This is a genomic window from Pseudomonas sp. ANT_H4 (assembly GCF_008369295.1).
Lineage (GTDB): Bacteria > Pseudomonadota > Gammaproteobacteria > Pseudomonadales > Pseudomonadaceae > Aquipseudomonas.
Window position 1 is genome coordinate 267,498 of sequence record NZ_VOBG01000001.1, and the last position, 22,119, is coordinate 289,616.

The 22,119-nt window shown below is 58.6% G+C and carries 19 protein-coding genes and 1 pseudogene; 5 read left to right on the forward strand and 15 right to left on the reverse strand.

Annotation, left to right across the window (positions count from 1 at the left end; genetic code table 11):
- Positions 1–24: 24 nt before the first annotated feature.
- The 5 genes from FQ182_RS01280 to FQ182_RS01300 all read right to left on the reverse strand — a co-directional run bounded on the left by FQ182_RS01280 (position 25) and on the right by FQ182_RS01300 (position 6,203).
- On the reverse strand, positions 25–1,119 hold the full coding sequence (locus FQ182_RS01280) for a polyamine ABC transporter substrate-binding protein (RefSeq protein WP_149412271.1): 1,095 nt from the start codon (positions 1,117–1,119) through the stop codon (positions 25–27).
- 184 nt (positions 1,120–1,303) lie between these two features.
- On the reverse strand, positions 1,304–2,416 hold the full coding sequence (locus tag FQ182_RS01285) for a polyamine ABC transporter substrate-binding protein (RefSeq protein WP_178114367.1): 1,113 nt from the start codon (positions 2,414–2,416) through the stop codon (positions 1,304–1,306).
- Between the two features lie 187 nt (positions 2,417–2,603).
- Positions 2,604–3,968: an aspartate aminotransferase family protein gene (locus FQ182_RS01290; protein ID WP_149412272.1), complete on the reverse strand. Its 1,365-nt coding sequence runs from the start codon at positions 3,966–3,968 to the stop codon at positions 2,604–2,606.
- 57 nt (positions 3,969–4,025) lie between these two features.
- The gene (locus FQ182_RS01295; protein ID WP_133100882.1) at positions 4,026–5,384 is read right to left on the reverse strand and encodes a glutamine synthetase family protein; all 1,359 of its coding nucleotides are present in this window, start codon (positions 5,382–5,384) and stop codon (positions 4,026–4,028) included.
- 39 nt (positions 5,385–5,423) lie between these two features.
- Positions 5,424–6,203 carry a gamma-glutamyl-gamma-aminobutyrate hydrolase family protein gene (locus FQ182_RS01300; protein ID WP_149412273.1) on the reverse strand — a complete coding sequence of 260 codons (780 nt, stop codon included), beginning with the start codon at positions 6,201–6,203 and terminating at the stop codon, positions 5,424–5,426.
- 278 nt (positions 6,204–6,481) lie between these two features.
- Between FQ182_RS01300 and FQ182_RS01305 the strand changes: the two genes are divergently transcribed.
- From FQ182_RS01305 to FQ182_RS01315, 3 genes are all read left to right on the forward strand, one after another.
- On the forward strand, positions 6,482–7,858 hold the full coding sequence (locus FQ182_RS01305; RefSeq protein WP_133100880.1) for a glutamine synthetase family protein: 1,377 nt from the start codon (positions 6,482–6,484) through the stop codon (positions 7,856–7,858).
- A 241-nt stretch (positions 7,859–8,099) separates the two neighbouring features.
- Positions 8,100–8,732: a TetR/AcrR family transcriptional regulator gene (locus FQ182_RS01310; RefSeq protein WP_149412274.1), complete on the forward strand. Its 633-nt coding sequence runs from the start codon at positions 8,100–8,102 to the stop codon at positions 8,730–8,732.
- Between the two features lie 17 nt (positions 8,733–8,749).
- On the forward strand, positions 8,750–9,499 hold the full coding sequence (locus FQ182_RS01315) for a hypothetical protein (RefSeq protein WP_149412275.1): 750 nt from the start codon (positions 8,750–8,752) through the stop codon (positions 9,497–9,499).
- A 47-nt stretch (positions 9,500–9,546) separates the two neighbouring features.
- On the opposite strand, the gene FQ182_RS01320 is transcribed toward FQ182_RS01315, so the two are convergent.
- The 8 genes and pseudogenes from FQ182_RS01320 to FQ182_RS01360 all read right to left on the reverse strand — a co-directional run.
- A complete protein-coding gene (locus FQ182_RS01320; RefSeq protein WP_003213899.1) occupies positions 9,547–9,762 on the reverse strand; it encodes a molybdopterin-binding protein in 216 nt (71 codons plus the stop codon).
- A 27-nt stretch (positions 9,763–9,789) separates the two neighbouring features.
- Positions 9,790–10,596, reverse strand: coding sequence for an aliphatic sulfonates ABC transporter ATP-binding protein (gene ssuB / locus FQ182_RS01325; RefSeq protein ID WP_149412276.1), 807 nt, complete (start codon positions 10,594–10,596; stop codon positions 9,790–9,792).
- A complete protein-coding gene (ssuC, locus tag FQ182_RS01330) occupies positions 10,593–11,381 on the reverse strand; it encodes an aliphatic sulfonate ABC transporter permease SsuC (protein WP_149412277.1) in 789 nt (262 codons plus the stop codon). The genes ssuB and ssuC overlap by 4 nt, the downstream gene beginning before the upstream one ends.
- A gap of 9 nt (positions 11,382–11,390) precedes the next feature.
- On the reverse strand, positions 11,391–12,539 hold the full coding sequence (gene ssuD, locus FQ182_RS01335) for an FMNH2-dependent alkanesulfonate monooxygenase (RefSeq protein WP_149412278.1): 1,149 nt from the start codon (positions 12,537–12,539) through the stop codon (positions 11,391–11,393).
- 25 nt (positions 12,540–12,564) lie between these two features.
- A complete protein-coding gene (locus FQ182_RS01340; protein ID WP_149412279.1) occupies positions 12,565–13,533 on the reverse strand; it encodes a sulfonate ABC transporter substrate-binding protein in 969 nt (322 codons plus the stop codon).
- 94 nt (positions 13,534–13,627) lie between these two features.
- Positions 13,628–14,221 (reverse strand): NADPH-dependent FMN reductase, encoded by a 594-nt coding sequence (gene ssuE, locus FQ182_RS01345; RefSeq protein WP_149412280.1) that lies wholly within the window; start codon positions 14,219–14,221, stop codon positions 13,628–13,630.
- A gap of 313 nt (positions 14,222–14,534) precedes the next feature.
- Positions 14,535–15,173 carry a peroxiredoxin gene (locus FQ182_RS01355; RefSeq protein WP_149412281.1) on the reverse strand — a complete coding sequence of 213 codons (639 nt, stop codon included), beginning with the start codon at positions 15,171–15,173 and terminating at the stop codon, positions 14,535–14,537.
- A 277-nt stretch (positions 15,174–15,450) separates the two neighbouring features.
- Positions 15,451–16,707: pseudogene (locus FQ182_RS01360) on the reverse strand (OprD family porin); the annotation flags it as partial.
- A gap of 261 nt (positions 16,708–16,968) precedes the next feature.
- Between FQ182_RS01360 and tauA the strand changes: the two are divergent.
- A complete protein-coding gene (gene tauA / locus FQ182_RS01365; protein WP_149412282.1) occupies positions 16,969–17,955 on the forward strand; it encodes a taurine ABC transporter substrate-binding protein in 987 nt (328 codons plus the stop codon).
- 48 nt (positions 17,956–18,003) lie between these two features.
- On the opposite strand, the gene argA is transcribed toward tauA, so the two are convergent.
- Both argA and argE read right to left on the reverse strand, forming a co-directional pair.
- The gene (gene argA, locus FQ182_RS01370) at positions 18,004–19,302 is read right to left on the reverse strand and encodes an amino-acid N-acetyltransferase (protein ID WP_149412283.1); all 1,299 of its coding nucleotides are present in this window, start codon (positions 19,300–19,302) and stop codon (positions 18,004–18,006) included.
- Between the two features lie 135 nt (positions 19,303–19,437).
- Positions 19,438–20,586 (reverse strand): acetylornithine deacetylase, encoded by a 1,149-nt coding sequence (gene argE, locus FQ182_RS01375; RefSeq protein ID WP_149412284.1) that lies wholly within the window; start codon positions 20,584–20,586, stop codon positions 19,438–19,440.
- Between the two features lie 159 nt (positions 20,587–20,745).
- Between argE and FQ182_RS01380 the strand changes: the two genes are divergently transcribed.
- Positions 20,746–22,113, forward strand: coding sequence for an inorganic triphosphatase (locus tag FQ182_RS01380; protein WP_149412285.1), 1,368 nt, complete (start codon positions 20,746–20,748; stop codon positions 22,111–22,113).
- Positions 22,114–22,119: the final 6 nt, after the last annotated feature.

A 22,119-nucleotide genomic window follows, 5' to 3' on the forward strand; every position in this document is an offset into this window, starting at 1 on the left:
CTTGGATAGTTTGAGCTTTGAGCCTTACTTGCCCGACTTGACCTTGGTCCAGCTGCGGGTCATTAAGCGTTGCACCTTCGGGGGTAGCTCGCCGTTGACAAAGGTCCGGTCGAGAACCGCCTGCGGTGGGTAAACCGCTTCGTCGGTGCGTATCGATTGCTCCATCAGTGTGTCCGCCCCTGGGTTAGGGTTGGCGTAACCGACGTAATCACTGACCTGAGCGATCACTTCAGGTTTCAGCAAATAGTTGATGAAAGCGAGGGCTTCCTTGACGTTGGTGGAATCCTTGGGGATCGCCAGCACGTCGAACCAGAGGTTGCCGCCTTCTTTCGGGATGACGTAGGCGATGTTCACGCCCTTGCCCGCTTCGGCCGCACGAGCCTTGGCCTGGAAGACGTCGCCGGAGAAGCCGGCGGCGACACAGATCTCGCCATTGGCCAGATCGGAAATGTACTTGGAGGAGTTGAAGTAAGTCACGTACGGACGCACCGCCATCAGCTTGGCTTCAGCCTTTTTATAGTCTTCGGGGTTCTGGCTGTTGGGGTCCAGGCCCATGTAATTGAGCACCGCCGGCAACATTTCATCGGCCGAATCAAGGAACGCCACGCCGCACTTGGAGAGCTTCTTGATGTTTTCTGGCTCGAACAGCACCGCCCAGGAGTCGATCTTGTCGACGCCCAGCGCCGCTTTGACTTTCTCGACGTTGTAGCCAATGCCGTTGGTGCCCCACAGATAGGGCACTGCGTACTGGTTGCCTGGATCGTTCTTTTCCAGCCGCTTGAGCAGCGCCGGGTCCAGGTTGGCGTAGTTACTCAGCTGGGACTTGTCTAGCTTCTGGAATGCGCCGGCCTTGATTTGCTTGCCTAGGAAGTGGTTGGACGGCACTACCACGTCATAGCCGGTACGACCGGCCAGCAACTTGCCTTCCAGGGTTTCGTTGGAATCGAACACGTCGTAGACGGGCTTGATGCCGGTGGCCTTTTCAAAGTTGGCCAGGGTGTCGGGGCCGATATAGTCCGACCAGTTATAAACATGCACGGTTGAAGCGGCCTGCACGCTGACTGCCAACGTGACGCCCGCACCGACCAGCAAGGCTTTGCGAAATAAAGAAATTGGCAAGTGGAGGTCCTCTCAACTAGTTGGGCCAAGTTACCCGAGCGGCATGGCAGCAACACTGCGCGGCAACAAAACCGGCGCGCAACTTACCCTCGATAAACCGATCCGGCAAAACTTTCTGTCATTTAATTGTTTCGTTAACCACCGCGCGCATCGCGGCGGTTAACGAAGACCTCATCAAACCAGCTTATTTGCCCGATTTGATCTTGGTCCAGCTGCGGGTCAGCAAGCGCTGAGTGGCGGCCGGCAAGTCAGCAATTGCATACAGCTTGGCCATGACGTCCGCTGGTGGATAAACACCTGGGTCGCTGGTGATTTCCTTGTCGACCAGTGGAGTCGCCGCCGCGTTACCGTTGGGGAAACGCACCGCGTCGGTGATCTCGGCCATGATTTCCGGTTTCATCAGGAAGGTCATGAACTTGTAGGCGCCGTCGACGTTTTCGGCATCTTTAGGGATGGCGACCATGTCGAAGAAGCTGCCAGCGCCTTCCTTGGGAATGTTGTAGCTGACTTTGACCTTGTCACCCGCTTCGGCGGCACGGGCCTTGGCCTGGTAGATATCACCCGAGTAACCGACTGCCACGCAGATGTTGCCGTTGGCCAGGTCCGAGATGTACTTGGAGGAGTGGAAGTAACCGACCGAAGGACGGATCTTCAGGAACAGTGCTTCGGCTTCGGCCAGCTGTTTCTTGTCCTGGCTGTCGGTCGGGTAACCGAGGTAATGCAGGGCAATCGGCAACATTTCGGTTGGCGAGTCGAGGAAGCTGATACCGCAGGATTTCAGCTTGGCCGCGTTTTCCGGCTTGAACAGCAAATCCCAGGAATTGGTCGGTGCGTCGGCACCCAGTGCGGCCTTGACCTTATCGGCGTTGAAGCCAATACCGATCGAGCCCCACATGTAAGGGAACGCGTGTTCGTTGCCCGGGTCGCTGATCGAAACAGCCTTGAGCAATTCAGGATTGAGGTTTTTCCAGTTTGGCAGCTTGGATCTGTCCAGCTTCTGGTAAACACCGGCCTTGATCTGCTTGGCCAGGAAGTTGTTGGAAGGCACGACGATGTCATACCCGGATTTGCCCGCCAGCAGCTTGGCTTCCAGGGTTTCGTTGCTGTCGAATACGTCGTAGACCACCTTGATGCCCGACTCCGCTTCGAACTTCTTCACGGTGTCCGGTGCAATGTAATCGGACCAGTTGTAGACGTGCAGCACTTTGTCGTCTGCCTGGGCCGCGCCCGCCATCACGCCCATCAGGGACAAGGCCAGGAGGGTCTTGCCAGCGTTCTTCAAACCTAATGCCTTCATTCGGTCATGCTCCAATTTTTCTTTTTGGGCCACATTCTTTATCTATAAACAGCTGCAAAGTGTTGAGTGGCCCCTCGAAGGGCAACAAAACAGGGCGACAGTCTGGCAAGTTCAAGGGCCGGCTTTCAACCAAAGCCCCACATTTATAACGGAGCGGCCAAAGGCCACTCCGTCCTGAGCCTAACACTTAGCCCTGCAATGCCGCCAAAGTCAGGTCCAGGCACTTGCGCGCCTTGGTCACCAACTCGTCAATCTCGGCCTTGCTGATCACCAGCGGCGGCGAAATGATCATGGTGTCGCCGACAGCGCGCATGATCAGGCCATTCTCAAAACAGAAGGTGCGGCAGATCATGCCAACGCCTTTCCCTTCGTAACGCTTGCGCGTCGCTTTGTCCTGCACCAGCTCAATGGCACCCAACAGGCCGACACCGCGTACTTCACCCACCAGGGGATGATCACTCAGCTCTCGTAGGCGTCGCTGCAAATAGGGTGCCGTTTCGCTGTGGACGCGCTCGACAATTTTTTCATCGCGCAGGATGCGGATGTTTTCCAGGGCCACTGCGGCGGCCACCGGATGACCGGAGTAGGTGAAACCGTGGTTAAAGTCGCCACCTTCATTGAGCACAGCAACCACTTCGTCGCGCACGATTAGACCGCCCATGGGGATATAACCCGAGGTCAGGCCCTTGGCGATGGTCATCATGTCCGGCTTGAGGTTGTAGAAATCGCTACCGAACCACTCACCGGTACGGCCGAAACCACAGATCACCTCATCGGCGACAAACAGGATATCGTACTTGGCGAGGATTTCCTTGATGCGCGGCCAGTAGCTGTCGGGCGGTATGATCACGCCACCGGCACCCTGGATCGGCTCGGCAATAAAGGCGCCGACGTTGTCCACGCCCAGTTCCAGAATCTTCTCTTCCAGTTGGTTGGCGGCCCAGATGCCGAACGCTTCGGGGCTCATGTCGCCGCCTTCGCCGAACCAGTACGGCTGGGCGATGTGGACGATGCCCGGGATCGGCAAGTCGCCCTGTTCGTGCATGTAGGTCATGCCGCCCAGGCTCGCGCCGGCAACGGTGGAACCGTGGTAGCCGTTCTTGCGGCTGATGATGATTTTCTTGTTCGGCTGGCCCTTGATCGCCCAGTAGTGACGAACCATGCGCAGCATGGTGTCGTTGCCTTCGGAGCCGGAGCCGGTGAAGAACACGTGGTTCATGCCTTGAGGGGCAACGTCAGAGATGGCCTTGGCCAATTCCAGTACCGGCGGGTGGGCGGTCTGGAAGAACAGGTTGTAGTACGGCAGCTCTTTCATCTGCTTGGCGGCGGCGTCAGCCAGTTCATCGCGGCCATAACCGATGGCCACGCACCACAGGCCGGCCATGCCGTCGAGAATCTTGTTGCCTTCGCTGTCCCACAGGTAGACACCGTGAGCTTTGGTGATGATTCGCGGGCCTTTCTCTTTCAACTGTTTGAAGTCGCTGAACGGCGCCAGGTGGTGATCGCTGCTCAAGGCTTGCCATTTACGGGTTTGCGGGTTGCTGCTGGTCATACCAATCTCCAAAAGTAGCAGGTGAAGGTGCGGCGTGTAACGGCCGCACCCGGCGCATCAGACGGCAAAGAGCAGGAATTCCCGCTCCCACGAACTGATCACGCGCTTGAAGTTTTCATGCTCGGCCCGCTTGACCGCGACATAGCCTGTGATGAATTTGTGACCCAGGTATTTCTCGATGGTCTTGCTGTTTTCCATCCGCTCCAGGGCGTCTTCGATGGTCAACGGCAGGCGCAGGTTGCGACGCTCGTAACCGCGACCGACCACCGGTGCACTTGGGTTGATGCCTTCGACCATACCGATGTAGCCGCACAACAAGCTGGCGGCAATCGCCAGGTACGGGTTGGCATCGGCGCCCGGCAGGCGGTTTTCCACCCGACGGTTCTGTGGGCCGGCATCCGGCACCCGCAGGCCGACGGTGCGGTTTTCTTCGCCCCATTCCACGTTAACCGGTGCCGAGGTGTCCGGCAGGAAGCGGCGGAACGAGTTGACGTTGGGCGCAAACAGCGGCAACAGCTCGGGGATGAATTTTTGCAGACCGCCGATGTGGTAAAGGAACAGTTCGCTCTTGGACCCGTCTTCGTTGGAGAAGACGTTTTTGCCGGTGGCAATGTCGATGATGCTCTGGTGCAGGTGCATGGCGCTGCCGGGCTCGCCGGTCATCGGCTTGGCCATGAACGTGGCGGCCACATTGTGCTTGAGCGCGGCCTCACGCATGGTGCGCTTGAACACCAGGATCTGGTCGGCCAAAGACAGGGCATCGCCGTGACGGAAGTTGATTTCCATCTGCGCCGTGCCGTCCTCGTGGATCAGGGTGTCGAGGTCCAGCTCCTGCAGTTCGCACCAGTCGTAGACGTCTTCGAACAACGGGTCGAATTCGTTGGCCGCTTCTATAGAGAAGGACTGGCGACCGGTTTCCGGGCGGCCAGAGCGGCCAATCGGCGGTTGCAGCGGAAAGTCCGGGTCTTCGCAGCGCTTGGTCAGGTAGAACTCCATCTCCGGCGCCACGATGGGCTGCCAGCCTTTGTCGGCGTAGAGTTTGAGGACTTTTTTGAGCACGTTGCGCGGCGACAACTCGATAGGGTTGCCTTGCTTGTCGTAGGTGTCGTGGATCACCTGGGCCGTGGGCTCTATGGCCCAAGGCACAAGGAATACCGCGTTCTCGTCCGGGCGGCAGATCATGTCAATGTCGGCAGGGTCGAGCAGTTCGTAATAGATGTCGTCTTCGACATAGTCGCCGGTCACGGTCTGTAACAGAACGCTCTCGGGCAGGCGCATGCCTTTTTCGGCGATGAACTTGTTGGTCGGCGAGATCTTGCCCCGGGTGATCCCGGTGAGGTCGCCAATCATGCATTCGACTTCTGTGATCTTGTGGTCTTTCAACCAATCGGTGAGCTGGTCGAGGTTGTTACTCATAAATGCCTCTGGGCTGAGTTTCCTGACATCCATTAAAGGTCAGGCGTTGGTTGACGCATCATCCGCGTCGCGTTGTGTCGCCCGCTTTCGACAGGCATTGCCAAATGCCTGGAAGATCGCGAGATAGTGCGGGTTAGAGCTTACCTGCCATTCGGGGTGCCATTGCACTCCCAAAGCAAAAGCCTTGCCGTCTGTCACCGAAAAGGCTTCGACCAAGCCATCGGGAGCTGTTGCTTCAACGTGTAGCCCAGGCGCCAGACGATCAACGCCCTGCCCGTGAATCGAGTTGACTTGGATCGTTTCTGGCAAACCCAGGCTTGCCAATACACCACCTGCAGAGATCGTCACCGGGTGAGCCGGGCCGTACTGGACGTCCAGCGGCTGGGTGTCGTCTTCGCGATGATCCATCATGCCCGGCACCTCATGAACCTTCTGATGCAGGCTGCCGCCAAACGCCACGTTCATTTCCTGGAAGCCACGGCAAATCCCCAGCACCGGAACGCCTGCGACAATCGCGGCGCGAATCAACGGCAAGGTGGTTTGGTCCCGTGCAGGGTCATGAGCAGTCCCGGGCGCGCTGGCCGGACCGTCGTAATAAAAAGGTTCGATATTGGAGGGTGAGCCGGTAAAGAGAATGCCGTCCAGACCGTCAAGAATATTGGCCGGGTCGAGCAAATCCGCCAGAGACGGAATAATCAATGGCAAGCCCTTGGCAGCGGTGGCCACTGCACGGACGTATTTGTCGCCACTGATGTGATAAGCATGCAGACCGACCTGTTTGGAACAGGCGGCGACGCCGATTAACGGCAGGCGAGACATGAAGCACCCCGATATTATTGCTGTTATGGGTTTGAATCGAGCTTAGCCTTGTTCATTTTTTTACACAACACCCCCGTAAAAAATACAACACGGCCCGCTCAAACGTGCTGGTTCCAAGAGACTCAAATACAAAAAATCGCCCCAAAAAGCCTCGAAAATGCCCTCAGGGCGCTTTTTTAGGGCAAAAAAGGCCTCGCTTGACTTCGGCATGCCGTTCGGGTTGACTGAAACCCGAAGATTTCAATGATTGATATTTTTAACAACAAAGGTGTTGCATCATGTCGGTACCCCCGCGTGCCGTTCAGCTTAACGAAGCGAACGCGTTCCTTAAGGATCATCCTGAGGTTCTGTACGTAGACCTTCTAATTGCGGATATGAATGGTGTGGTGCGCGGCAAGCGCATCGAACGCACCAGCCTCCACAAGGTTTACGAGAAAGGCATCAATTTGCCGGCCTCTTTATTTGCCCTGGATATCAATGGCTCGACGGTGGAAAGCACCGGCCTGGGTCTGGACATCGGTGATGCTGACCGAATCTGTTATCCAATCCCTGACACCCTGTGCAATGAACCCTGGCAAAAGCGCCCAACCGCGCAACTGCTGATGACCATGCACGAAATCGAAGGTGAACCTTTCTTCGCCGATCCTCGCGAAGTGCTCCGCCAAGTTGTGAGCAAGTTTGATGACCTCGGTCTGACCATCTGCGCCGCATTCGAGCTGGAGTTCTACCTGATCGACCAGGAGAACGTGAATGGCCGGCCACAGCCGCCCCGCTCGCCGATCTCCGGCAAACGCCCGCACTCGACACAGGTCTACCTGATCGACGACCTCGACGAATACGTCGACTGCCTCCAGGACATTCTGGAAGGTGCAAAAGAGCAAGGCATCCCTGCCGACGCCATCGTCAAGGAAAGTGCCCCGGCGCAGTTCGAAGTGAACCTGCACCACGTTGCCGACCCGATAAAGGCCTGCGACTACGCGGTACTGCTCAAGCGTTTGATCAAGAACATCGCCTACGACCATGAGATGGACACCACCTTCATGGCCAAGCCTTACCCAGGCCAGGCAGGCAACGGTTTGCACGTACACATTTCGATCCTGGACAAGGAAGGCAAGAACATCTTTGCCTGCGAGGATCCCGAGCAGAACGCCGCACTGCGACATGCGATCGGCGGTGTGCTGGAGACCCTACCCGCCCAAATGGCGTTCCTGTGCCCCAACGTCAACTCCTACCGTCGTTTCGGCGCACAGTTCTACGTGCCGAACGCGCCGTGCTGGGGGCTGGATAACCGCACTGTTGCGGTACGCGTACCCACCGGTTCCGCCGACGCGGTCCGCCTGGAACACCGCGTGGCCGGCGCCGATGCCAACCCGTACCTGCTGATGGCTTCGGTCCTGGCGGGCGTGCACCACGGCCTGACCAACAAGATCGAACCGGGCGCTCCGGTGGAAGGCAACAGTTACGAGCAGAACGAGCAAAGCCTGCCGAACAACCTGCGCGATGCATTGCGCGAGCTGGACGACAGCGAAGTGATGGCCAAGTACATCGATCCGAAATACATCGATATCTTCGTCGCCTGTAAGGAAAGTGAGCTGGAAGAGTTTGAACACTCCATCTCCGACCTTGAGTACAACTGGTACCTGCATACCGTGTAAGCGGTTGCGACAGTAAAAGGAACGCCGCAGGCTTTTGCTGTGGCGAGCGGGCTTGCCCGCGTTGGGCCGCGAAGCGGCCCCAACTCCTTTGATCTGACTCCATCAAGATTACGGCGATACCCCGGGGGCTGCTGCGCAGCCCAACGCGGGCAAGCCCGCTCGCCACAAAAGCCCACTCGCCACAGGTATGGATCATCTTCAGGCTCTGCGTACAATGCCCACTGCCCTGTAGGAGACTTCCATGACCCGCCCCGCAGCCCCTCGCAAACCCCGCGCCCGCAGCCAGGCCCGGATCGACGCGATCCTCGATGCCGCCCGCACCTTGCTGGCCGCCGAAGGCGTGGCCAGTTTGTCGATCTACAGTGTGGCCGAACGGGCGCAGATTCCGCCGTCGTCGGTCTACCACTTCTTCGCCAGCGTCCCGGCGCTGCTGCAAGCGCTGACGGCTGATGTTCACGCCGCCTTCCGCGCCGCCCTGCAAGCGCCTATCGATCATGAAAAACTCAACCATTGGCGCGATCTGTCACGCCTGGTGGAACTGCGCATGCTGAGCATCTACAGCAAGGATGCCGCCGCCCGCCAGTTGATTCTCGCCCAGCATGGGCTGACCGAAGTGACCCAGGCTGACCGTCAGCATGACCTGGAGTTGGGGGACTTGATGCTCACCGTGTTCGACCAGCACTTCCAACTGCCGGCCCTGCCCACAGACGTCGACGTGTTCGCCCTGGCCATGGAGCTGAGCGACCGGGTCTACGCCCGCTCGGTGCAACAAAATGACCACATTACGCCGCGTATGGCCGAGGAAGGGATGCGCGTATTTGATGCGTATTTAGGGCTTTACCTGCCGCCCTACCTGCCCAAGCGCAGCCACTGAAATTCCAGGATGGGCTCATGCAGCAAGTCCCCGAACACTATCTGGGCGTGTGGAAACGACGCCTGATCAGCTATCAGAACGGCGAAATCGATCAACACACCTCGGTGTACTGGCTGCAAACACCGCGCCTGTTCGCCGACCTGCGCATCCCGACAGACATGCCTGCTCACTCCATCAGTCATGCCGACCGCCTGGCCCTGTGCGAACAAAAAGGCTTTGCCGGCGTGACCCAGGTCGACGGCGATATCTGCCAATGGCATCGACACATCGACTTTCAGCCCGCCAGCAATGAGGCCGATATCGGCCGGATGCATTTTGAAACCCGCGACCGCCTGATCGAAACCGCCCTGGACGATGATTATTACGAAATATGGGAGCGGCTTGCCGACTCTAAAGGTCTGTGTCGCAGCCAATGCCTACAAGCCAACGACAACCCGACCCGCAGCGCGTGCCTGGTACTCGCGGGCGACTATTTTTTGTTCGCCGCCGACCGGCATGCACCACTGGCACCCAACGGCCACTTGCGTGAACGTATCGACAGTGAAAACCGGCAGGCACTGCTGGCCTGTGAACTGTCCTTCGGCCAACATCGTGCTGGCGCCATGCCCTGGCACATCGACTACTCCACCCTGCCCGCGCAGATCGGCCAGCGACTACTGCCGGCCAGCGTGGAACCGTTGGCCGACGATCTGTTCAGCCATGCCATGGGTTATTTCGCCCCAACCAACGGCTGGAAACTCGCTTCAGATCCCTCCCCAAAACGCTGAAAACCCCGAAGGGCTCATGCCGTCCGGGGTCGTCTGTCGCACATCGATCACAACTTGGCGATCGACACCTCGGTGGACTTAACGAACGCAATCACTTCACTGCCAATCACCAACTCCAGCTCTTTTACCGAGCGGGTGGTGATCACCGAAGTGACGATGCCCGAAGCGGTCTGCACGTCGATTTCCGACAGTACGTCGCCTTCGACGATTTCCTTGATGGTGCCTTTGAACTGGTTACGCACGTTAATGGCTTTAATAGTCATGTTGTTCTTCCTTCATGGGCAAGTGAGTTATTGCGCCCAACGCAATTGCGTAGGCAACGGTGAAACAGGTTCGGGTTCCGGCGCAGTACCAGGCAATGACAGCACGCGGTTGAGCACTTCGGCTTCCAGTGCTGCCAGGCGGTGCGAACCACGGGCCCGTGGGCGTGGCAGGTCGACGAGCAGGTCGAGGCCGATTTCGCCGTCTTCAATCAGGATCACCCGGTCGGCAATGGCCACGGCTTCGCTGACGTCGTGGGTCACCAGCAACACGGTAAAACCGTGTTGCTGCCAAAGGTTCTCGATCAGTTGCTGCATCTCGATCCGGGTCAGGGCATCCAGCGCACCCAGCGGCTCATCGAGCAGCAGCAAGCGCGGCTGATGAATCAAGGCACGAGCCAGGGCGACGCGCTGCTTCTGGCCACCGGACAAGGCCGCCGGCCATTCATCGGCGCGTTCGGCCAGGCCGACGGCTTCCAGCGCTTCCAGTGCCTTGGCGCGCCAGTTGCCCTTGAGTCCAAGACCGACGTTGTCGATGACTTTTTTCCACGGCAACAGACGCGCTTCCTGGAACATCAACCGCGTGTCTTCAATGGCTTCGCTCAGCGGCGCAGAACCTGCCAGCAATTCACCACTGCTGGCTTTATCCAGACCGGCAAGCAGGCGTAGCAAGGTGCTTTTACCGCAACCACTACGGCCGACCACTGCGACGAATTGGCCTGCCGGAATGTGCAGGTCAATCTCACGCAGTACTTCCCGAGCGCCAAAGGATTTACGTAGCTTGCGCACTGCCAGCGGAATACCGCGCAGCAGGCGTGGGGGTTGTTGAGCGGTCATGCTGCACCTCCCTTGGCCACTTGATAAGCCGGATGCCAACGCAACCAGACACGTTCCAGGCCGCGAGCCGCCAGGTCGGCGAGCTTGCCGAGCACGGCGTACAGCACAATCGCCAGCACCACGACGTCGGTTTGCAGGAACTCGCGGGCATTCATTGCCAGGTACCCAATACCGGAACTGGCGGAGATGGTTTCCGCAACAATTAAGGTCAGCCACATAAAGCCCAGGGCAAAACGCACACCCACCAAAATCGAAGGCAAGGCACCCGGCAGAATCACCTGGCGAAACAGGCTGAAACCGGACAGGCCATAACTGCGGGCCATTTCCACCAGCGCCGGGTCGACGTTACGGATGCCGTGGTAGGTGTTGAGGTAGATCGGGAACAACGTGCCGAGGGCGACCAGGAAAATCTTTGCCGTCTCATCAATGCCGAACCACAGGATCACCAGTGGGATCAGCGCCAGGTGCGGCACGTTTCGGATCATCTGCACCGAACTGTCCAGCAGGCGTTCACCCCACGCCGACAGGCCGGTGATAAAGCCCAGGGCCAGGCCGATACCGCCGCCAATGATAAAACCAAGGCCCGCACGCCAACCGCTGATGGCCAGGTGCGTCCAGATTTCGCCGCTGCGCACCAGGTTGATGCCGGCTTCGATTACCGCGCTGGGCGCTGGCAGAATTCGAGTGGACAACCAGCCCGCCGAGACCGACAACTGCCACACCGCCAGCAAGAAAATCGGTAGCGCCCAAGGCGCCAGTCGATGGCTTAACTTTTCAATATTCATGGTAGCGCCTCAGCTCTTGGACGCAGCTTTGGGGAGGATATCGTTGGCCACCATCTCGCCAAACGGGCTGACGTAACCGGCGCTTTTAGGCAGCTGCGGACGCTCGATGTCCAGGTGCGGGAACAACAGTTCGGCGACCCGGTACGACTCTTCCAAGTGTGGATAACCGGAGAAGATAAAAGTGTCGATGCCCAAGTCCGCGTATTCCTTGACCCGCGCCGCAACGGTCGGCCCGTCGCCCACCAGCGCCGTGCCCGCACCGCCACGCACCAGGCCGACACCTGCCCACAGGTTGGGGCTGACTTCCAGGTTGTCACGGCTGCCACCGTGCAAGGCGGCCATGCGTTGCTGGCCCACCGAATCGAAGCGCGACAGGGACGCCTGGGCGCGGGCGATGGTGTCGTCGTCCACATGGGAAATCAGTTTGTCGGCCGCTTGCCAGGCTTCGGCGTTGGTTTCACGCACAATCACATGCAGGCGAATGCCGAAGCGTACGGTGCGCCCCAGCTTCGCGGCCTTGGCCCGTACCTGTTCGATTTTTTCCGCCACGGCTGCCGGCGGCTCACCCCAGGTCAAAACCATTTCCACTTGTTCGGCTGCCAAATCCTGCGCGGCTTCCGAAGAGCCGCCGAAGTACAACGGCGGACGTGGTTGCTGGATCGGTGGATAAAGCAATTTGGCGCCTTTGACACTGATGTGCTGACCGTCGTAATCAACGGTTTCGCCTTCCAGTACCCGACGCCAGATGCGGGTGAATTCCACCGAGGCTTGATAACGCTCTTCATGGCTGAGGAACAAACCGTCACCGGCCAATTCTTCCGGGTCACCGCCAGTCACCAGGTTGAACAACGCCCGCCCGCCCGACAGGCGATCCAGCGTTGCTGCCTGACGTGCTGCCACCGTCGGGGAAATGATCCCGGGGCGCAGGGCGACCAAAAACTTAAGGCGCTGCGTTACCGGAATCAACGAGGCCGCCACCAGCCAGGAATCTTCGCAGGAGCGCCCGGTGGGGATCAGTACCCCGCCAAAACCAAGGCGATCCGCCGCCTGGGCCACTTGTTGCAAATACCCGTGATCAACGGCGCGAGCGCCTTCAGCGGTGCCAAGGTAATGGCCATCGCCGTGGGTAGGCAGGAACCAGAAAATATTGAGGCCCATGGAGTTGTCTCCTGAAGAAGTCGGATTACGGTGCTTTGGCAACGGTCGCAGGCGGCGTCCAGATCACGTCCTTGATGTTCAAGGGTTTGGGGATCAGTTTGAGTTGGTAGAAGGTGTCGGCGATTTTCTGTTGGGCACCGACCACTTCCGGCGTCAGGAACAGCGCGCCGTAGCCCTGGCGTTTCACTGAGGTCAGGGTGATGTCGGCGGGCAGGCCGAGCAGCGGCGCGACTTGGGTGGTGACTTCTTCAGGGTTGGCCTTGGACCACTCGCCCACGGCACGTACTTCTTCCACCAACGCCTTGATCACTTCAGGGTGTTTTTCGGCGTAAGGCTTGGTCGCCAGGTAGAACTGATGGTTGTCGGCGATGCCGGTGCCGTCACGCAGGGTGCGGGTTTGCAGTTGTTTCTCGGCGGCGGCCTGATACGGGTCCCAGATCACCCAGGCGTCGACACTGCCACGCTCAAATGCGGCGCGGGCGTCGGCGGGCGGCAGGAATACGGTCTGCACGTCGGTGTATTTCAAGCCAGCATCTTCCAGGGCACGCACCAGCAGGTAGTGCACGTTGGAGCCTTTGTTGAGTACGATTTTCTTGCCCTTGAGGTCCTGCACCGATTTGATCGGTGAGTCCTTAGGCACCAGGATCGCTTCACTGGTGGGGGCCGGTGGTTCGTAGGCGACGTAGAGCAAATCAGCACCGGCGGCCTGGGCGAACACTGGTGGGGTTTCACCGGTGACGCCGAAGTCGATGGAACCAACGTTCAGCCCTTCAAGAAGCTGCGGGCCACCGGGGAATTCCGTCCATTGCACCTGCACGCCCTGCTCAGCCAGGCGCTTTTCCAGCGAGCCCTTGGCCTTGAGCACTACCAGGGTGCCGTATTTTTGATAGCCGATACGCAAGGTTTCGGCCGCTTGAGCTTGAACAATGGCGCCGAAGGACACAGCCGCAGCAAACAGTGCGACCAGACCACGACGCAAGATGACAGTGCGCATGGCGCTCTCTCCAATTATGCGATTAGGATTTTGGCTGCACCTGCTTGGCCGTTGGCGGCTGAGTAAGGTGAGTGTTTCTAGATCAGGGTGAAGCTCAGATGCTCCAGCGAGCACTCAACAAACGTTCATTCAACACATGGGGGTCAAGGGGCTTGGGGCGGCGGGCCATGGCGCTGTAAAACTGATCCAAGGCCTCGCTTAAGCGTTGTTCAAGAATCGGCACCAATTGCGCCTGGGCACTGCCTTCGCCGTACGCGATCTGGCTGTCTTCGGCGAAGATCCCGTGGAGCAACTCCTGGGCTTTCAGGGCTGACAGCACCGGTTTCAAGGCGTAGTCCACCGCGAGCATGTGGGCGATGCTGCCGCCGGTAGCCATCGGCAATACCACTTTGTGGGCCAGGGCGCGCTCGGGCAGCAGGTCAAGAATGGTTTTCAACGCGCCCGAAAACGAAGCCTTGTACACCGGCGTGGCGATCACCAGGCCATCCGCGTTTGCCACTTGCGCCAGCAGGTCGATGACCTTGGGGCTGTCGAAGCGCGCATGCAGCAAGTCTTCGGCCGGGAAGTCCCGTACCTGATAACTCACCACTTCCACGCCTTGCTGCTGCAACCAGCGCCGGGAATGATCCAGCAAGACCCCGGAGCGGGAGCGCTGGCTGGGACTGCCACCAAGTGTTACGACCAGCATCTAGAGAATTCCTTGAGCAAGTGTCGGCGGTTCGCTGTGCGGCGATGGCGCCAAGATGGGACAGACCTTATCAGCAGATTTATATATCTATAAATCTCATTTTTTCATTTGTTTATTCTTTAAATGCATATACGGATACTCAATCGCCAAACGAAAAAAAGGCCGTAAAAACGGCCTGAAAACCCCTGCTTTCCTGTAGGAGCGAGCTTGTTGCTCGCGAAGAACGCACAGGCACCGCGGGCAACCCGACACGCTGCGTTATCGTTGACGTTCTTCGCGAGCAAGCTCGCTCCTACAGTTGATTCGGTTGATCTTAACGGTTGGGTTGAGGTGTCAGTCGCAGGTACGGCTTCACCGCACGATAACCCTTGGGAAAGCGCTTCTTGATCTCTTCCTCATCCTTGAGCGAAGGCACGATCACCACTTCATCACCGTCCTGCCAATTGGCCGGGGTGGCGACTTTGTAGTTGTCGGTCAGCTGCAACGAGTCGATAACCCGCAGGATTTCGTGGAAATTACGGCCAGTGCTGGCCGGGTAGGTGATGGTCAGGCGAATCTTTTTATTCGGGTCGATCACGAACAATGAACGCACAGTGAGGGTGTCGTTGGCGTTCGGGTGGATCAGGTCATACAGGTCGCTGACCTTACGGTCGGCGTCGGCCAGGATCGGGAAGTTGACGACAGTGTTCTGGGTTTCGTTGATGTCTTCGATCCACTTGTGGTGCGAGTCCACCGGGTCTACCGACAGAGCAATGGCCTTGACACCGCGCTTGGCGAATTCGTCCTTGAGCTTGGCGGTGAAACCCAACTCGGTGGTGCATACCGGGGTGAAGTCTGCCGGGTGGGAAAAGAGCACGCCCCAGCTATCGCCCAACCACTCGTGGAAACGAATCTTGCCGGCGCTGGAGTCCTGTTCGAAGTCGGGGGCGATATCGCCCAGTCTGAGGCTCATGGTGTGGCTCCTGATGAGTGCTTATGGAGTTCACTGTGCCTGTGCTTGCGATAATTTAAAAAGAATAAATATCGATTTATTTAGACGATATAGGAATATTAAAAATCTGTTCACTGGACCGTGGAAAAGGCGCAGGCCAACATGCCCGTCAAGGTTCGAGAAGGCCTTGAGACGCTGTAAACAGAGGGGTTCAGGAAGGGCTTGCGGGGGTTGAGCCCGACTTGAAAGCAAGAACACCTTGCCCGGCATTGCGCCGGGCAAGGTTTTACAACCGGTCTTACAACAACGGGATCGAGTAGCTCAGAATCAGACGGTTCTCGTCCTGGTTACGCGTGCTCGCGATATCAGAGCGCCACATGGCGTTCTTCCAGGTCACACCGAGGTTTTTCAGTGGGCCTTCTGGAATCACGTAGGCAACGGTGATGTCACGCTCCCACTCGGACTGACCGGTGAACTCAGCACGACCACCCGAAACAGTGTCGATATCGTCACCCTTCAGGTAGATAACACCAGCGGTCAGGCCAACCAGGCCCACCTTGGCGAAATCGTAGGAGTAACGAGCTTGCCAGGTACGCTCGCCAGCGCGGGCGAACTTCTGGATTTGCATATCAGTAGTCAGGTAAGCCGACGAACCGTCGCCCTGGTTCAACCAAGGGAAGTCGCTGCTGCCATTGCTGACCTGGTAACCACCTCCGAAGGTGTGACCGGCAACGGAGTACAGGAACAGGCCGCTGTACAGGTTGTTATCAACCTTGCCGCGACCGGAGTTGACACCGTTGTAGTTGCCCGACGAGAAGTAGGCAGACTGGTTACCGTTGTTACCGTCATCAGAACTGTTGAAGTAGCGCAGGTCAGACTTCAGTACGCCTGGACCGATGGACCAGTTGTGGGTCAGACCCAGGAAGTGTTGCTTGTAGAAATCTTCCAGGTTGCCGTAGTAGTACTGGGCAGTCAGGTCCTTGGTGAGCTTGTAGTCACCACCGGCGTAGATGAACTTGTTGCTGTCGCGCCAGGCAGCACCACGGCTGTTCGCGCCGGAGATGGACAGGTTTTCGTTGTTGCTGGAGTTACGGCCCTTGGCTTTTTCGATCTGACCGCCAACCAGCGTCAGGTCTTTGATGTCGTTAGTGGTGATCTGACCACCTTGGAAAGTCTGCGGCAGTAAGCGACCATCGTTGGTGACGATAACCGGCAGCTTGGGCTGCAAAGTACCCAGTTTCAGCTCGGTCTGGGAGATCTTGGCTTTGGCTGTCAGACCCAGGCTTGAGTAGTCGTTAACAGCTTTGCCGTTGGACTCGCTTGGGAAGATGGTGCCACCGTAAGCGGCACCACTGTTGCCGTTGGTGCCGCCGCCCGAGTCAAGACGGACGCCCAACAGGCCGATAGCGTCGACGCCAAAGCCGACAGTACCTTGGGTGTAGCCGGAGATGAAGCGCAGATCGAAGCCTTGGCCCCATTCTTCGTTCTTGTTCGCGCCGGTACCTTCACGGTTGTCGCTGTTGATGTAAAAGTTACGCAGACCCAGTGTGGCCTTACATTGTGTGTCTACGACCTTGGTCTAACCGCAGTTATTTGGTCCCTGCAGGGTAATGAGTTTTCCATACACCCAAAAAGAATTATTTCATCATTTTTCATACGATCCAGGAATAAGGCTTTCCATGGGGCGATAGACCCGACAACGAGGACACCGCTCCATAAGCTAATTCCTAAAGGGTATTTGTTGGCCATTTTTTAGATCGCTTAGTGTGAACGTACAGTTGCATACGTCACTCACGATCAAAAAGGCGACGCCATCATGGCCAAACGGACATCCTCTCGTCAATTTGTTACAGTTTTTGTATTGCTAGCGCTTTCTTTTAGCGTGCAGGCGGCCAACCTCACCATTGGTTATCAAACCGGCATCGACCCCAGCAAAGTGCCCCAGGCAGACGGCTTGTACGAAAAAGCCATCGGCGAAAAGATCGACTGGCGTCGCTTCAACAGCGGCCCGGACGTAATCACCGCGATTGCCTCCGGCGATGTGCAGATCGGCAACCTCGGCTCAAGCCCATTGGCAGCAGCCACTTCGCGCAATCTACCCATCGTGGCGTTCATCGTATCGGCCCAGATCAATAGTTCTGAAGCCTTAGTAGTGCGTAACGGCAGCGGCATTGACGCACCCCAGGACCTGATCGGCAAAACCATTGCCACGCCGTTCGTCTCAACCTCCCATTACAGCCTGCTTGGCGCCTTGAAGCATTGGGGGCTGGACACCTCGAAAGTCAAAGTGGTGAACCTGCAACCGGCCGAGATTGCTGCCGCGTGGAAACGTGGAGATATCGACGGCGCATTTGTCTGGTCGCCGGCGCTGGGGGAGATCCGCAAGACCGGGAAAACCCTGACAGATGCGGCGCAGGTGGGTCAGTGGGGCGCGCCGACGTTCGAGGTGTGGGTGGCGCGCAAGGATTTCGCCGAAAAGCATCCTGACGTCGTGGCCAAGTTTGCCAAGGTCACCCTGGATTCATTTGCCGACTATGCGGCCCATAAATCCGAGTGGACGGTCGACTCCGCACCCGTGCAAAAAATAGCCAAATTGACAGGTGCTAATGCTGCTGACATCCCTGAGTTGCTGACCGGCTCGACGTTCCCCGATGCCAGGGCGCAGCAAACCGACGCCTTGCTTAACGGCGGAACGGCCAAGGCGATTGAGGAAACCGCGAAGTTTCTCAAGGAACAAGGAAAGGTGGAGACGGTGCTGCCGGATTATTCGGCGTTTGTGACGGGAAAGTTTGTCAGCGATTAAAGAAGAGCTAAATGGAGCGAGCGTGCTCGCTCCTGGCAAGAAAGGGGGTTACAGCGTTTTTTCAAAGATCTTCGAATTACGCTGGAAGTTGTACAGCGAAGCCCGCGCCGACGGCAGACGATCTACGCTGCTGGGCACAAAGCCCCGCTCACGGAACCAGTGGGCGGTGCGGGTCGTCAGCACGAATAGCGTCTTCAACCCCTGGGCCCGGGCGCGGGTCTCGATGCGTTCCAGCAGTTCATCACCCCGACCACCATGACGGTACTCCGGGTTGACCGCCAGGCACGCCAGCTCGCCAGCATCCGACTCGGCGATTTGATACAGCGCCGCACAAGCGATGATCATGCCTTCACGCTCGACCACGCTGAACTGCTCGATCTCCCGCTCCAGCACTTCGCGCGAGCGACGCACCAGAATCCCCTGCTCTTCCAGCGGGCTGATCAGGTCCAGCAAGCCGCCGACGTCTTCAATCGCCGCCTCGCGCACCAGTTCGAACTGCTCCTGGGCCACCAGCGTACCGCCGCCGTCACGGGTAAACAGTTCGGTGAGCAAGGCGCCGTCTTCGACGTAGCTGACGATATGGCTGCGCCCAACTCCGCCACTACACGCCTGGGCGGCGGCATCCAGCAATTCGCCCTGGTAGTCGCTGCCCAGGCGCTGCAAGTGCGCGGGCACTTGTTGCGGCCGCAGCTCACGCACCAGGCAACCGTTTTCATCGATCAAGCCCAAATCGGCGCCAAACAGCAGCAATTTGTCAGCACCCAGGTCGATGGCCGCACGGGTGGCGACGTCTTCGCAGGCCAGGTTGAAAATTTCCCCGGTAGGCGAGTAACCCAACGGCGACAACAACACGATGGAACGCTCGTCCAGCAGGCGGTTGATGCCCTTGCGGTCGACCCGGCGCACTTCGCCGGTGTGCTGGTAATCGATGCCATTCAGCACGCCGATGGGACGCGCTGTCACCAGGTTGCCACTGGCCACCCGCAGGCGCGAGCCCTGCATCGGCGAAGAGGCCATGTCCATGGACAGGCGTGCTTCGATGGCGATGCGCAAATGGCCAACCGCGTCGATCACACACTCCAGGGTCGTAGCATCGGTGATGCGCAAGCCTTCGTGGTAATGCGGGGTCAAGCCACGAGCGATGAGGCGGGTTTCGATTTGCGGGCGCGAACCGTGGACCAGCACCAGTCGCACGCCAAGGCTGTGGAGCAGCACCAGGTCATGAACAATGTTGCCGAAGTTCGGATGGTCCACACCATCGCCCGGCAGCATGACCACAAAAGTGCAGTCGCGGTGGGCGTTGATGTAGGGCGAAGCATGACGAAGCCAATTGACGTATTCGGGCATAAAACCTGGGCCTGTAATAAAAAGCAGCCGAAAAAGGATGAATCGTGAAAACACACAGCGGGCTGTTGCTTATCGTCGGAACAGGCTTGGCGACACGCTCACTCTCCTTTATGTACGGGATGGTCAGTGGTTAATTTATGCAGGCTTCAGGCAGTAATGTTCAATCAGTTCCCGCAATAGACGCACTGTAGGCGTCAAGCGTGACATTTCGAGGTACTCGCCCGGCTGGTGGGCGCAGGCGATGTCGCCAGGGCCAAGCACAATGGTTTCACAACCAAGGCGCTGAAGATAAGGCGCTTCGGTGCCGAACGCTACTGCTTCGGCACGATGGCCGGTCAGTCGCTGCGCAACGCGCACCAATTCAGTGTCTTCTGCCTGCTCGAACGGCGGCACTTCGGGGAACAGCGGCGCATAGTCGATCTTCACCTGATGGCGCTCGGCCAAGGGTTCCAGTTTCTGTCGGATGGCGGCGCGCAAGACTTGCGGGTCCATGCCCGGCAAGGGCCGCAGATCAAACTCCAGGGAGCACTGGCCGCAGATGCGGTTGGGGTTGTCGCCGCCATGAATGCAGCCAAAGTTCATAGTCGGTTGCGGCACACTGAACTGCGGGTTGCGGTATTCACGCTGCCAGGCCAGGCGCAGGCCACGCAGTTCGCCGATGGCATCGTGCATGGCTTCCAGGGCGCTGTGGCCCAGGCTTGGGTCCGACGAATGGCCGCTGCGTCCGAGAATATCAATGCGCTCCATCATCACACCCTTGTGCAGGCGGATTGGCTTGAGGCCCGTCGGCTCGCCAATCACCGCTGCGCGGCCCAGCGGGCGCCCCGCCTCAGCCAACGCACGGGCGCCGGCCATGGAGCTTTCTTCATCACAGGTGGCGAGGATCAGCAGCGGTTGCTTGAACGGTTGATCCAACAGCGGTTGCACGGCTTCGATCACCAGGGCGAAAAAACCCTTCATGTCGCAGCTGCCCAAGCCTACCCAGCGACCGTCCACTTCCGTCAGCTTGAGTGGATCGGTCTGCCACAGCGCGCCGTCGTAAGGCACCGTATCGCTGTGCCCCGCCAGTACCAGGCCACCAGGTCCGGTACCGAAGCTGGCCAGCAGGTTAAATTTACCGGGGCTGACCTGCTGGATGTCGCAGGCAAAACCCAGGTCGCCGAGCCAGGTTGCCAGCAAGTCGATCACCGGCCGGTTGGTTTGATCGAGAGACGCCTGGGTACAACTGACCGAAGGTGCGGCAATCAGCGCGGCAAATTGATCTTTCATGGGTGGTAAAGGCATGCGCTGTCTCTCAACTTCCACAGATGAAACCCATCATAGAGCCATCTGCGCCGAGGAATAAACCGTTGCGGCACGTTGCCGGGCTCAGTCCTGTACACTGCACGACTTTGGCAGCCACACATTTCCCCGGCTGCGCTCCCGATCCTGGATTTTCCGGCCATGCAGAAAGAAACCGAAATCAAGCTCCGCGTCAGCCGCGAAACCCTCGCCGCGCTGCGTGAGCACCCGTTACTGAAAAAGCGCAACAAAAGTGGCTGGGAACGCCGTGAGCTGATGAACCAGTACTTCGACACGCCTGAGCGTGACCTGGCCCAGGCCAAGGTGGCCCTGCGCCTGCGCAAGGATGGCGACGAAGTGATCCAGACCCTCAAGACCCGTGGCCAGAGCGTCGCCGGCTTGTCGGAACGTAACGAATACGACTGGAAACTGGCCAAAGCCAAGCTCGACGTGAAAAAGCTCGACGGCGAATGCTGGCCCGAGCAACTGGCCGATCTGGACAAGAAGACCCTCAAGCCGATCTTCACCACCGATTTTGTCCGCGAACGCGCCGAAATTGCCTGGGGCCGTGGCAAGGCTAAGGTGGTGATCGAAGCCGCCCTGGACCTGGGCCACGTGATTGCCGGCAAACAGAAAGAAGAAATCTGCGAACTGGAACTGGAACTGCGCGAAGGCGAACCCGCCGCGCTGCTGGAACTGGCTGCGGAATTGGCGGCGACCCTGGCGCTGATGCCCTGCGACATCAGCAAGGCCGAGCGTGGTTATCGCCTGTTCGACGCCAACAGCTATTCCCTGAGCCTGCCAGCGCCGGTGCTGCACGCCGAAACGCCGCTGGACGACGCTTTCGCCGCCGTGATGTGGCATTTGCTGGGCAGCAGCCAGCGCCTGGCCGAGCAGTACCGTTTCAACGGTCACTGGCGCCTGTTGCAAGACTGGGTGGAAAACCTCGGCGAACTGCGCGCCTTGATTGGCAGCCTCGGCCAAGCCGCGCCACGCCAATCCACCAGTGAACTGCGCAGTGCGCTGGACGCCTTGCTGGAAGACTGGCGCCCGTTGGTTCAGGCCGGCGACGAAGATGAAGACGTGCGCAAAGCTGCGCCGGAACAGTTCGCCGATGAATTGGAAGACGTGCGCTGGGGCCTGTTCTCACTGAACACTTCCCGCTGGCTGCTGGCCCGTACCTGGGCTGCTGATCGCAACGTACGCGGCAACCGTCAGGGCGCTGCACAAGTCGCCAACTGGCTACCGCGCCTACTGGCCGACGAAGCCGTCGCCCTGCAACTGCAGCGCTATCAGCAACAGCCGGAAGACTTGGCCGAGCAACTGCCACGCATCGAACGCATCCTGGCCTGGTTGCACCATGCGCGTCAGGTACTGGAAATTCCGGAGATGGATCGCTTGTACGGTGAGCTAAATAAGTTGGCGCACCTGGCCAATCAGCCGATCACCGATGAATCGTTGGATGCGCGGATGCACCAGGCGATTGCGGTGTATCAGAATCGGGCGTGGAAGACTTTACTGCGCCTGTAAAAAACC

Bases quoted from the DNA above. Each gene is read 5' to 3' on its own strand.
- FQ182_RS01290 (WP_149412272.1), bottom strand. From the start codon at position 3,968: ATGACCAGCAGCAACCCGCAAACCCGTAAATGGCAAGCCTTGAGCAGC.
- argE (WP_149412284.1), bottom strand. From the start codon at position 20,586: ATGCCTTTACCACCCATGAAAGATCAATTTGCCGCGCTGATTGCCGCA.
- tauA (WP_149412282.1), top strand. From the start codon at position 16,969: ATGGCCAAACGGACATCCTCTCGTCAATTTGTTACAGTTTTTGTATTG.
- ssuD (WP_149412278.1), bottom strand. From the start codon at position 12,539: ATGGGCCTCAATATTTTCTGGTTCCTGCCTACCCACGGCGATGGCCAT.
- FQ182_RS01380 (WP_149412285.1), top strand. From the start codon at position 20,746: ATGCAGAAAGAAACCGAAATCAAGCTCCGCGTCAGCCGCGAAACCCTC.
- FQ182_RS01305 (WP_133100880.1), top strand. From the start codon at position 6,482: ATGTCGGTACCCCCGCGTGCCGTTCAGCTTAACGAAGCGAACGCGTTC.
- FQ182_RS01310 (WP_149412274.1), top strand. From the start codon at position 8,100: ATGACCCGCCCCGCAGCCCCTCGCAAACCCCGCGCCCGCAGCCAGGCC.
- FQ182_RS01300 (WP_149412273.1), bottom strand. From the start codon at position 6,203: ATGTCTCGCCTGCCGTTAATCGGCGTCGCCGCCTGTTCCAAACAGGTC.
- FQ182_RS01315 (WP_149412275.1), top strand. From the start codon at position 8,750: ATGCAGCAAGTCCCCGAACACTATCTGGGCGTGTGGAAACGACGCCTG.
- FQ182_RS01285 (WP_178114367.1), bottom strand. From the start codon at position 2,416: ATGAAGGCATTAGGTTTGAAGAACGCTGGCAAGACCCTCCTGGCCTTG.
- ssuB (WP_149412276.1), bottom strand. From the start codon at position 10,596: ATGACCGCTCAACAACCCCCACGCCTGCTGCGCGGTATTCCGCTGGCA.
- ssuC (WP_149412277.1), bottom strand. From the start codon at position 11,381: ATGAATATTGAAAAGTTAAGCCATCGACTGGCGCCTTGGGCGCTACCG.
- argA (WP_149412283.1), bottom strand. From the start codon at position 19,302: ATGCCCGAATACGTCAATTGGCTTCGTCATGCTTCGCCCTACATCAAC.
- FQ182_RS01340 (WP_149412279.1), bottom strand. From the start codon at position 13,533: ATGCGCACTGTCATCTTGCGTCGTGGTCTGGTCGCACTGTTTGCTGCG.
- FQ182_RS01355 (WP_149412281.1), bottom strand. From the start codon at position 15,173: ATGAGCCTCAGACTGGGCGATATCGCCCCCGACTTCGAACAGGACTCC.
- FQ182_RS01320 (WP_003213899.1), bottom strand. From the start codon at position 9,762: ATGACTATTAAAGCCATTAACGTGCGTAACCAGTTCAAAGGCACCATC.
- FQ182_RS01295 (WP_133100882.1), bottom strand. From the start codon at position 5,384: ATGAGTAACAACCTCGACCAGCTCACCGATTGGTTGAAAGACCACAAG.
- ssuE (WP_149412280.1), bottom strand. From the start codon at position 14,221: ATGCTGGTCGTAACACTTGGTGGCAGTCCCAGCCAGCGCTCCCGCTCC.